Raw genomic sequence first — 12,164 nt, 5'->3', positions numbered from 1 at the left:
AGCTTAAAATACAACACCAGTTTTAAAAATCACATTGGCATACGGGGTACATTCACCAGTGCGGATCACTGCTCGGCTATGGCCTGTACGCTGCTTAAATGCTTCATGGCTAATATATTGAATTGAAAATATACGCCCAGTTGCTTGTTGCTCAGCTTCGATTTCAGCCAGCAATGCTTGATGGCACTCAGGGCTGACATTGGCAAACTCTTGTGCCAATACAATGCCTTCGATTTGCGAGCTTGCTAACCAAACTTTCACAGTGGCAATAAAGCTTGGTACGCCATGGGTCAGTGCTAAATCAATACGCTTAACTTGCGCAGGAATAGGCAAGCCTGCATCACAAATAGTCACTTCATCGGTATGGCCCAATGTTGCGGCTAGGTAGTTCATATCGGCATTGAGTAAGGCGTGTTTGTTCATCTATTAACCTAAGGATTATTGCCAACTATCGAAACGTTTCGATGGCGATTTCAAGCAGAGTAATCGAAACGTTTCGATCATGCATGGTGATCAGTTTTTAATTGTGATCTAGCTAACGAAAACAGTGGGGGGATGGAGGAAGAAAATAGTTTTTTGAAAAAAGAAGGGGCTAGATCCTAGAGCAGCTTCGCTGCGAGAACGGGCTAAGCCCTGCTATACGATCAAAAGAAGCCACACTGTATCTTGTGCTTTACCGTCTCAGCTCATACCGTCTTAGCTTTTCCTAGGACCTAAGACCTCGAACCTACTTTTAACCTAGAACCTTCTTTTGTTAAAGCTTCACCTTATCGTACTCATACCAAGCCACTAGGTTACCTAAAATAGGCACTATCCATACCGCGGTTTCAGAGTCCTTATAGATACGGTAAAAATACAAGTCGCTATCGATGATTTCGTGCTTACGAATTTCACGATAAAAATGCATTGCTGACGAACTCACCTGATCTGGCTTCATCAACTCTTTTTGCGCTACTTTGACATGGAAAACATCCACATCTAAGTCATTAATCTGTTCACGGTACTGAGTAAAATCACCTTTAATTTTATATTTAATCGGTGTGGTCTTACACTCTTCATCGGTGACACAGGCAGCCGAGTAAAACTTACCGGTTTTTTCACCTTCGTAAATCAACGATAGACTGATATCAGAGCGCACCAACATATTCCCTTGCACCGGAAAATATACGTCTGCGTGATAGTGATGCTCAATAAAGCCACTAGTGCCCGGTTCATCATGAGGAATGATCACACGGTTATAGCGAATGCGATTTTCCATCTTTTGGGTTAACTCTCTAAAGGTTTGCATATTCAAACCCGCTGGAGTCAGATCGATCGCTGTAATATTGATTAAGCCTTTGCCTGAACAGTTTTGCTTGTCCGCATCAGGGCAAACCGCCATCGAATAGTAATTACCGTCAGTCACAGCAAAACCATTAAACTTACTGATCCCTGGTAGGTGGTTCGATTCTGGCGCTAAATGCTTTTGCCACATAGAAGCGTGTAAATGTGAAACGTTATCTTTATGAATAAGCTGTACGTCTTGCTTGGTCCCCCCTATGTTTAAGCTTATTTTCTTATCAGAATCCCAACTGTTTTTAGCCTTAACGACACCGTGATAATCGCTGAAGTACCATACCCAAAGCACAATCAGCACAACGATAAAAATACCGCTAAGCTTAACTAACAAAGAGACATCGACAATCGCGGCACGTACCGATTCAGGATCGTTAACCGCCAACATTTTAATATGCGAACGTGTTGAGACATTAAGCTGATAACCACGACCAGCAATAGTACGCAACATAACTTCAGGGTAGGCTTCAAGCTTCTTTCTAAGAGTACTGACACATTGGGTTAACGACGTGGCGGCAACCACGCGGTCCGGCCACCCTGCAGCCAATAGGTCTTCCTTGGTACACACCGAACTAACAGCGAGTATTAATTGATGCAAAACCGCAGACTCTGACACCGTCAGGGTTATGGTTTTATTATTCGCATGATCAACTAATTGCTTAGCTTCTTCATCCAGCTCCAAGTATGGAGTAATTTTCAGCACCTTAAACCTCTACAAATCAATTCACTGTAACTCTGGCATTAATAAAACTTAATCTTAGTTTACTAAAAAATTTTATTAAAAACGTGATTTCGCCCTGATATCAAATCAGCTACTAAAAATCAGCATGTTAATGTTCACATAACTAACATTTTAATAGTTGAATAAATCTAAAATGCCTTAAGTTACTGCTATTGCTCTATTTTAAATGCCGTTTTAATCAATATACAAATTCTTATTTGTAAATATTATTCGACTAGTTAAATCTAATTAACCATTATAAAACTCGACGTTTAAATATCTGGTTAGCAATAAACGCTAACAAGACAATCCACAACAACATAACTGCGTAAAGAGCCCATTTTCCCCAAGCAACTGAAGCCAGCATGGCTAAGCTGCCTTTACCTGCATCACTAGCAATCAGGTTAATCGCCCGGTAAAGATCTGTTGGGTTTAGCGCAATTAAGACATTGATTATATACTGATTAAAAAAAGCTAAATCTGCAACCAATAATGTTAATAATAACAAGTCATATATCAGCACAAACACAAACCAAACAAATAAAACACTCGCTACGGCTTTGGCTTTTTCTGCTGATTTTAAGCTGACGATATAACCGAACAAAATAAAAGCTACCGCTAATAAGATACTACTGATAATAAACTGACCAAACTGACTCACAATTTGAACAACTTCATAATCCTCATTAAACGCCAGTAATAGCAATGCGGTTAAACCAAAGGCAAAGCCGATAGTCACACTCATAATTAAACTGTGACCGAGTAGCTTACCCATTAGAATCTGTAAACGAGTAATCGGGTAAGACAACAGTAACAATAAAGTGCCAGACTCATCCTCCCCTACAAAGGCGTCGTAGCTCACTAGCATCGCCGCTAGAGGGATAATAAACACCGCAATAGTCGATAAACTAGAAATAAGTGCGCCAAGTTGAGGCAAAGCTAGATGGCCAGCAACGGCGCTGCCAGCAAAGGTCACACTTAATGACAAAATTAAAAAAATTAACGAGATAAATAACACCCAACGATTACGCAGACTATCTTGGATCTCTTTTTTAGCGATAACATACACAGGAGACATCAGCATAGTCTTAGCTCACTCCTTCAACTTGAGCGCATTGCCCCATATAAAAATGATAAATCTCGGCCAACGCAGGTTGCTGCAGACTAAAATCGTAAACTTGACACTCTTGAGTCAACAGCTTTAACACCTCGGGTTTAGCCTGTTCATCTAATAACAAAGCATCATCTCGATATAAAGCGGCAAGCTTTGGCTGTATAGCCATAACCTGCTTCAATTGCGGTGAGGTCAAACGTGTCTTTAATCCGCTCGCTAAGCGCAACTGAGCGAGACTGCCCGTCGCTAACGCTTTCCCTTTAGCTAGGATCAGCCCGATATCTATGTTGTTTTCAATTAATGACAATTCATGGGTACACACAATAACCCCACATCCCTGCTGTTTAAGCTCAGTAATCTTGCCGTACAGAAACTTGGATGCCACTGGGTCGAGACCGACTGTCGGCTCATCAAGGAGCAATAATTCCGGCTCAGATAGAATGGCTTGTGCAAACCCAAGTCGCTGTTTCATGCCCTTTGAATAGGTTTTTAATGCGCGATCTTGAGCGTACTCTAAACCAAACTCTTGTAGCAGCTGTTTAACCCGAACTGACTTCACGCCCTTTAGCGCGGCAAAGTAATTTAAGATTTCTTTACCTGTTAACTTGTCATAAAAACTGACGTTTTCCGGTAAATAGCCAATCTTCAAATCAGCTCTATTCGTCAGATTAAACAGGTTTTTATCTAAAACTGTTACCTCACCACTTGTTGGCTTGATAAGTCCCAACATAATTTTTATCAGGGTCGACTTGCCAGCACCATTATGCCCAAGCAGTGCCATAGTCTGGCCCCGTTCAACCTCAAAACTCACATCATTAAGCGCAGCGAATTCACCAAAATGATGCCGTATATGATGTGCTGATACCGCTAAACTAGGATTCATTGACTCTCCAAACATGCTGCTACGTTCTTTAGGTAAGCTATGGTATTACAAACTAAAAGCGGGGTTTTGTTGCAGTAACGGGTAACTGTCGACAATGCCGCTAGGCTTGGTGACTTCAAACTGATTTTGTACCCAGCGCAGCACCACAACTATCGGGCTATCCATCAAGAAGTTAGCTTCAGGATAAAGCCAGAATAACTTATCGATATTATCATTGGGCTGATAAGCGGTATTGCCTACCCCTTGCGATTTGTGATCCCAACCTAAATAACCGCTCCAATAGTTACCGCGGCCTTCATGACTCCACTCCAGCAGCGAATCACCGACATATTTCACCTGACTAAAGTTATCAATAAACTGATTGCCATAGACCAAGTTACCCTCGCCCCCCATCGCCATATAAAAACCGATGTCATTGTCAGCAAAGTGATTATTAATAATGGTATTGTCACGGGCACCATAGACAAAGATGCCTTTGCCCTCTTGCCCTTGGATTTGGTTTTCGTTGCGGTTAACGATTTGCTCAACTTGGTTTAATTCCACCAACGAGTCTTTAGTCATATTGAGTAAGATGCCAAAATCAATCGCATCCCATACTTTGTTGCTATACAAATGAATTCGTTTCGAATCCATCAGTGCATAACCACCATCAACTTGATAACTGCGATTATTAAAAGCTTCATCATCATGGGTGTACATGTAATGAATGCCATATTGCTGATCAAATAGTTGGTTGTCGTAAACTTTACTTTGGCTACTGGACTCTAAATACACCCCGTCACGTACACCAGAGATAGTATTGCCCCAGATCTCAGAGCCAATAACATGTTGCAGATGAATCCCATCACCTCGGTCTAAGGTGTATAGCGTGTTATTCCCGACAATCACGTTGTTATTGATTTTAATATTATTAAGCTCATCAGCCCGCACGCCAAAGCCATTTCCTTGCAAATTATTATTATGAATTTTAACGCCATCAGCACCGGGCTCAATCAAAATAGCAGCGTCACGCTCGTAATGATCATTACCCCAGTTTGTAATTCTCAAACCTGAGATCTCAACATTAGCCGCAAACACGGTAATGGCACTGCCAATACCAGCGGCATCGATAATACTGTCACCTAAGCTTGAGAGAGTAATGGACTGACGAATTTCAAATGGCGCTTGGTAACGCCCAGGAGCAAGAATTATGCGGTCGCCGGACTTAACCTCGACTAATACTTGAGTTAATTCTGAAGTGCTGGCAACAGTGATGGTCTCGGCATGGCTATTAGTACCAACACCAAGAGCGATAAATAAGGCTAATTGCCAAGTTCGCTGCAGTGAGGTGTTACAGACTGATCTGTACATAGATTAATACCCGCTCAGCAGATTGTTGTACCGATTTAAAAAATCACACCAGCTCATCTAATTTGCACTACTCGCCGTCGAGTAGCTCAATGGTAATTTGGTCATAAGCTAATACAGCACCGCCAAACTCTGTGGCAAATTGAGTTGCAGCTTCCTTAGAAGAGAATGATGCCACAGCAGGCCCCATTACCGCTTTTTTACTTGTGCCATAAACATACCAAGCTGTTGTCGCATCGATAAAGGCATTATCACTGGGAGTATCCCAATCTGTTACCGACATATCATGCACCTTTAAATGCGTGATCTGACGTTTATTCTCAGGTTGCAGCGCAAAATTAAACATATCTCGCGTTGAGCAGAACTTTGGCACTATGGTTTCACCTTTCAAACCTAGCTGACCTTTAGGCCCCGGATACTTAGTGATCATCATACCGCAAAGGTGGCAACGATCATGGTCGTGGATTGGTTGCGCTTCGGTCGACTGCAACGCCGCATCACCTTGACTACAAGCATACATTAGCGGAATAAATAACAAGATGAGCATCAGTTTTTTCATAGTAGGTCCAATTTGGAGTATCGAAGAGGAGCACTCACTGCCTTGTCGTTATACAGCATGACAAGGCGTGAGCTTAGTTGTTTAGCGCGGAGTTCAACTCCTAATACTCACCTTGCAGGGACGGCGCATTAGGAGTGAACAACTCACCAACTTTGCTAACTTGCTCTAAGGCTAGATAGCGAAGTTTTGGCCTGCATATAAGATAAACATACGCAGACACATCATGCCGGCAACGGCACATACACCTGATAAATAAAACGCTTTAGCGCTGTGGCTAAAAGTTTTACCTGTGGCAAAGTTCAGTAATAGTGGGCCACCGAAACCTAGACCAACAACACCAAACCAGAATACCGCTGCCCACTCTCCAGTATGGAAAGCTTCAAATGCACTTTGTGCACCCGCGTTACCTGTCATTAGTGATGTTACAATCATGAAGATGAAAAGGATTTCAGCAAACATGATTGGCCATTCAGCGCCGTGTAGGATCTTCATATCTTGGCTATGTAAGTCTTCTTTAAACATCGATACTGCAACCATTTTGGCAGCAGCAGCACCCGCTGAAATACCAGAGGCAATAAATAGCGCCGGCAGTACAGAAGTGTTGATGATAGGAAAACGAATAAGCGCCGAAATAAGGAAACCGGTATAAGCACACACCGCAAGGGCCAGTACCAATACTGTGACTTCACATGGACGACGGACCCCTTGTAGCTTTTCAACTACTGGCACTAGCACTTTAAGTGCAGGTACTGAACGGATCTCTTCTTCAAAGGCGAATAAACAAATTAGTGCCACTAATGGGATATACACTGACAGTGCAATAACACCGATAGACATCACTGAATTTAGGTTGTAGTAAACCAGAATTCGCCAGAAGAATAATGGGTTAGTTAAGTCCAATACCAAGCACAACATACCTAAGCTGATGGTCACAAATGAAATCAGTGCCGCAGCTTTATAAAATGGCGTGTTAGTCGTCTGTTTTTTGTAGAATCGTAAGAATAATGCAGTGGCTAGCGCACCACCTGATATCCCCGCGAAAAACAAGTAAACAGCAATAGGCCAAGGCCAAGCAAGGCCCTGTGATAGACCCATGGTAAACTCAATATTACCGTCCATATCTATACTCCCTGCTTAACAATAGGTATATAACGTAAGCTTGGTTCCGTACCAAATCCCGGCTTAATGCGCACAGAATCTTTTACTCGTAGTAACTTACTGATATAGGATGTCGGGTCGTTGATATCACCAAATACAAGTGCGTCATAACGACACTTCTGTACGCAAGCAGGTAGCTCACCAATGGCAAGTTTACTGTTTAGGCAGAAGTCACAATTGTCGGCAACATCGGTTTCTTTATTAATATAACGTGCGTCATATGGGCAAGCGGCAATACAGTATTTACAACCTGCACACTTAGCTGCGTCCATAGTCACAATGCCAGTCTTCTCATCTCTGTGCGCCGCGCCTGTTGGGCAAACGGTGACACAAGGTGCGTTCTTACATTGCTGACATGAGACACGGACAAACTTACGTTCACAGCCACATTCTGTGGTTTTACCGCAGTGTGGACAAGGCTGCCCTTCTACGCCACCTGAATGCTGTTCCATTAGCAGTCTCGACTTACCTTCAGGCAAGTGGTTAGCTAAATTACAGGCTTCTTTACACTCGCCGCAGCCAGTACATTTGTTTTGATCAAACACCATCGCATAATGGGGCTTGCTTGCATCTGACTCACCCTCTTTGACAGAACTGCACCCTAAGGGCGCTATTATCAAAGAGCTGGCTCCTAAGCACTTAAGGAACCTCCGTCTCTCTATATTTTCACTCACAGCATCCTCCAGCTATCAGCTATTTTACTGATATATTTATACTTATTAGGTTTTACGTGACTTTACTCAGATGCAGCCACTGAACGATTAGCTATTTTTTGCTCGGCTCGTAAAATTGCATTATTAATTGAGGCTCGATTTACGCTTGGATTGTCGCTTTCGAGTAGCTTCAACCATTGCTTAATGGCTGATTCAAACTCGCCATTAAGGTAAGCATGGTTGGCAAGTAATAGCCGAGACTGTGGTTCGTATTCATCCAAGGCTAATGCTCTGGCGATAACTAAATTAACGTCTAAACTCATCTCTCGTTTGTCGCGGTAATACATAGCATTGGCTTTCATACCGAGTACGCTAGCGCTATCGCCTGACAGAGTAAGTAAGTCATTAAGGGTTTGCACTGACTCGCTATATAGGCCGCCATCCACGTAGGATTGAGCCAAATTTAATAATGCAATTTCATTGCTAGGTTGCTCATTTACTTTCTTTGCGTTTTTATTGATTTCTGCGGTGATCAGATAATCAATATTGGTGTCTACCACTCCTTTGTTCCAACCATTGAAATGGCCTAATTGTGAGTAAATTAATATTGTCGTTGTAAAGAGCACTACAGATAGCACCACTGGTGCCTTAACGTTGACGGAGTGCTCATCTATTCCATCTTCGCCAAGGTTAGCTATCGGGGTTACACCATACTTTTGACTAGAGTGATGATGACGCCAAATTAAGGTGATAACTGCACATAGGGTGACAGTAATACCGATAGCTAAACTATTCATAATGACTCTCTACAAACGACAAACTTAAAAACTGACTTAAAAACTAACTGTAAAAACTTGCTTAACACTATCGTGTTAAGTGCAGCAATTAGTGACCGCCGCCCATCATGCCGCCCATACCCATACCGCTTAAGCCCATACCATGTGCGTTATCACCTGGTGCTTCCACTTTCACTAGCTCAACTTCAAACACTAATGTTGATTGCGGTGGGATAATGCCAACTTGCTTGTCGCCGTAGGCAAGAGCAGCAGGAATAGCAAACTTGTAAGTTGAGCCTTCGTTCATCAACGGAATGCCTTCTTGCCAGCCTTCAATGACGCTCATTAATGCAAAGCGGTTTGGCTCGTTACGCTTGTGAGAGTCATCAAACTCAGTACCGTCGATCAAGAAACCTTTGTAATGCACGGTCACTACGTCTTGTGGGTTAGGCTTACGACCTTCGCCTTCAGAAATCACTTGGTATTGCAGACCAGACTCTGTCTCTTTTACGCCATCTTTATTTTTGTTTTCAGCTAAATATTCATTACCGGCAGTAACGTTAGCTAGGGCAATTTTAGCCTCAGCGGCTTCACGAGCCGTGTTAAGGATCTCTGCGCGCTGGTTTAGGAAAGTGAGAATTTCTTCATCTGAAAACTGTGGATTGTTTTTAAGTGCATCCACCACACCTTCAATAACAAGGTCTACGTCTACTTCTGCACCAAGCTCTGTTTGGCTGTAGATTTGGCCAGAGATATATTTACCTAAAGAAGCACCGATACTGTAAGACTCTTTTTGTACATCAGAAGTCAGCTCGGTTGCGGCCATTGAGTTGGCAGACATAAACAGGGTGAAACCTGTCACAACAGCTAGGGTAGTTTTTGTAAATGTTTTCATAATAATTATCTCTTTAAATCAATTTGCTACGTATTACGTTTATGACCCAACATCCGGCTGTTATGGCTTTTCTGTTACTCGGTTCGATAAGCGCCACCCATAAATGCCATCAGGCATCTGCAGAACATTGGTGTAACCCATCTTCATCGCCTCATGCGCAGCAATTTCGCTGGCGTTACACAGGCGATTGGCGCAATAAAACACCATCACTGCATCTTTCTTAGCTGGCAGTAGCTTTTTCCACTCTTTAACGTTGAAGTAAATCGCACCTGGAATGAAACCTTCAGCCCAAAGCTCTAGCGTATTCACATCAAAGAAATATACCCCTTCCTTGCCGACTAAAGACTCAGCTTCCATCATGCTGATAGTCGCAAGCTGATGTTCATAACGATGAGCAGGTGCCATCTCAGAACCACCACCTGCTAGACAGCTGGCAGAACTTGTAATTAACGTCAGGCTTAACAGAATTTGACCCAGTGCTTTTTTCATCATCTTTTCTCTCTATTGCCTCGGCAATTATTGCAGTGCAATGCATGCCGAGGCGGTTAACTAGTTATGCGGCTTATTTAGCTGCGTAACCTGTTCCATCTAGAATATTTTGCGCTTGCGTAACATACGTTAGTGCAGCATCTAGACGCTTCTGGCTATAACGGAAGCCATGCACACCCCAAGAACCGTCTTTCTTGATTAGATCAACAGTCTCTGCAGCTTTCTCAGCTAGCATTAGAACTTGAGTCTTGTCTTCAGTAGACAACTTAGTCACTTCTAATAGCTGGTCGATACGTACAAGAGCTTGTTCAACTTTCGCGAAAACTTCTTTAACAGGAGTTTGCATCTTCATTACTTCACCGTAGATCTCTAACTGGTCTTCGTAATGTAGGCCTTTTTCAAGTTCAGACTGGAACTGGCTGTGACAACCTTTGTTCTCTACCACGTCGTGGTCAGAGATAGAGGTACGAGCACAAGACCACATTAAGTCTAGGTATGAGCGACCTTCTTCGTTCTTAGCAACAGTCCAACCTTTACCAGCCTTAGGACCTTGAGTACGTGGTTCACCTTCTGGTGGGTTTAGTGTCTTCAGTGTTGGATCAACCTGGATCTTCCACATATGTGACTTACGTACTGCGTCGAAACCAGCTTGGTCAGGGAACTGCAGTGCCTTGAAGTTTTCACAGCTACCCATGTTAGGCATGTGACAGCTTTGACAAGTTTGCTGGTTGTGTGTATCTGAATTTTCAGCAATCAACGTCTGTGCTTCGTGACAGTCTTTACAGTCTTTCTTCAGCTTTGGCGTAGTGAAGCCTGACTTCCAATCACCATCAGTCACTTCGTGTGGATCGTGACATGTAGTACAACGCATGCCCTTCTCGTAGTGCACAGAGTTATACATCTGTGAACCTTCAGTACCACATGATGGACATAGTGACTTCATCTTCACACCAAAAGCGTATTCACGCTTTTCTTGTGCTTGAGGCGTGTCAGCAAGTGTTGGGTCGTACTGGAATCGTTGGTGACAACGTTCACAGTTAGACTGCATACCGCCAGTACCGCCATCTAAGTGACCACCCGCGCCATGACACTCTTCACAAGCGATACCACGAGAAATCGTGTGCTCTTGAAGTTTCTTAGGATCACCTAACGCATCGAAGAATTCTTGCTTGTTTTGGAAGTCAAACTTGAACGTATGACAAACTTCACAGTAAGAACTTGCTGGTTGGAACAACATCTCTTTTTCGTACTTAGCACCGTATGAACTCATACCTTGCTGGTGCGAACCTGAACCACCGAAACCTGCTAAGGTTGTTGGGAATTCTGGGATAACATCGTTAATTTTCTTAGACATTTCTGGTGTTAACCATTCAGCCCAACCACGAGAGAACTGGTTAGCACCCGCTACCATTTTACCGGTACCGTCGCGTAATAAACCGTCTCTGATGTGGTAAGTACCACGTACTAACCATGCATCGATGAAACCGTATTTAGTACGAGGTGTACCAACAGTTGCATAGATCATGTCTGGTGTAATACCGTCTGGCAAAATGGACGTGTCTTTAGTGTTATACATGGTCTTTTCAATGTCGTTATCCACTTCAGGGTGTTCACCTGGGAAACGAATTGTTTGAGCGTGACGCGAACGCTGCCACTTCTCGTATTGAGTCGCGTGACATTCAGCACACTTCTCTGGACCAACGAAATTGTTTGGATAATCTAGAATTGATTTAGCACCTAAACGGTACTGAACCGCGCGAGGTGCGCCAACACGCTCACTATAGTTAGGGCTGTGGCCAGTATCTAAATACTCTTCACCACGGTCACTGATATGGTAATCACCAATCAAGTTACCGGCTTGCTGATATTTGAATACTGGGTGGTTCTCAAATAAATAATCGAATAACTCTTCTTCTTGAACGATATAGTCTTGCAGCGTTTTCACACCGTTAACTTGTTGCATACCGTTATATTCAGAAATAGCCCCTTTAGCGGTTTTACCCATCTGAGGGATGCTGTCATATTTTCCAGCAGCGTTCGCATTGGCAATGGCACCAAAACAAAACAGCACGCTTAATGCTACCTTGTGTTTCCACCGTCTCATCATTCACTCCTACTTATATTATTTTATTTTTTCACTGTTTTTTGTGGGCCTATAGCGGCACACATTTTTAAAAACTAACCGTTCACCGATTGAGCTAAACAACTGAGCGACACCTATTTTCCATATAAAA

At 43.0% G+C, this 12,164-nt stretch carries 12 protein-coding genes; all 12 read right to left on the bottom strand.

Going from position 1 to position 12,164, the window contains the following annotated elements:
* Window positions 1-3: 3 nt before the first annotated feature.
* On the bottom strand, window positions 4-423 hold the full coding sequence (gene rbsD, locus L2747_RS13400) for a D-ribose pyranase (RefSeq protein WP_248999525.1): 420 nt from the start codon (window positions 421-423) through the stop codon (window positions 4-6).
* 331 nt (window positions 424-754) lie between these two features.
* Window positions 755-2,038 (bottom strand): winged helix-turn-helix domain-containing protein, encoded by a 1,284-nt coding sequence (locus L2747_RS13395; RefSeq protein WP_248999524.1) that lies wholly within the window; start codon window positions 2,036-2,038, stop codon window positions 755-757.
* Between the two features lie 274 nt (window positions 2,039-2,312).
* Window positions 2,313-3,140, bottom strand: a complete 828-nt coding sequence (locus L2747_RS13390) for an ABC transporter permease (protein WP_248999523.1) — start codon at window positions 3,138-3,140, stop codon at window positions 2,313-2,315.
* Window positions 3,141-3,144: 4 nt separating this feature from the next.
* A complete protein-coding gene (locus tag L2747_RS13385) occupies window positions 3,145-4,053 on the bottom strand; it encodes an ABC transporter ATP-binding protein (RefSeq protein ID WP_248999522.1) in 909 nt (302 codons plus the stop codon).
* Window positions 4,054-4,098: 45 nt separating this feature from the next.
* Complete coding sequence (gene nosD / locus L2747_RS13380) at window positions 4,099-5,403, bottom strand: nitrous oxide reductase family maturation protein NosD (protein WP_248999521.1); 1,305 nt, start codon at window positions 5,401-5,403, stop codon at window positions 4,099-4,101.
* A 67-nt stretch (window positions 5,404-5,470) separates the two neighbouring features.
* Entirely contained in the window at window positions 5,471-5,959 is a 489-nt protein-coding gene (locus tag L2747_RS13375) for a nitrous oxide reductase accessory protein NosL (protein WP_248999520.1), read from the bottom strand.
* 171 nt (window positions 5,960-6,130) lie between these two features.
* On the bottom strand, window positions 6,131-7,078 hold the full coding sequence (gene nrfD, locus L2747_RS13370) for an NrfD/PsrC family molybdoenzyme membrane anchor subunit (protein ID WP_248999519.1): 948 nt from the start codon (window positions 7,076-7,078) through the stop codon (window positions 6,131-6,133).
* A 2-nt stretch (window positions 7,079-7,080) separates the two neighbouring features.
* Complete coding sequence (locus tag L2747_RS13365; RefSeq protein WP_248999518.1) at window positions 7,081-7,791, bottom strand: 4Fe-4S dicluster domain-containing protein; 711 nt, start codon at window positions 7,789-7,791, stop codon at window positions 7,081-7,083.
* A gap of 62 nt (window positions 7,792-7,853) precedes the next feature.
* Window positions 7,854-8,567, bottom strand: coding sequence for a tetratricopeptide repeat protein (locus L2747_RS13360; protein ID WP_248999517.1), 714 nt, complete (start codon window positions 8,565-8,567; stop codon window positions 7,854-7,856).
* An 88-nt stretch (window positions 8,568-8,655) separates the two neighbouring features.
* Window positions 8,656-9,441, bottom strand: a complete 786-nt coding sequence (locus tag L2747_RS13355; protein ID WP_248999516.1) for an FKBP-type peptidyl-prolyl cis-trans isomerase — start codon at window positions 9,439-9,441, stop codon at window positions 8,656-8,658.
* A 60-nt stretch (window positions 9,442-9,501) separates the two neighbouring features.
* Entirely contained in the window at window positions 9,502-9,930 is a 429-nt protein-coding gene (locus L2747_RS13350) for a rhodanese-like domain-containing protein (protein WP_248999542.1), read from the bottom strand.
* A gap of 73 nt (window positions 9,931-10,003) precedes the next feature.
* A complete protein-coding gene (locus L2747_RS13345) occupies window positions 10,004-12,034 on the bottom strand; it encodes a cytochrome c3 family protein (protein ID WP_248999515.1) in 2,031 nt (676 codons plus the stop codon).
* Between the last annotated feature and the right edge of the window lie 130 nt (window positions 12,035-12,164).

This window comes from Shewanella marinintestina (assembly GCF_023283845.1).
Taxonomy (GTDB): domain Bacteria; phylum Pseudomonadota; class Gammaproteobacteria; order Enterobacterales; family Shewanellaceae; genus Shewanella; species Shewanella marinintestina.
Note: the sequence above shows the minus strand (reverse complement) of the source record. Positions and strands in the feature narration are given on the sequence as shown.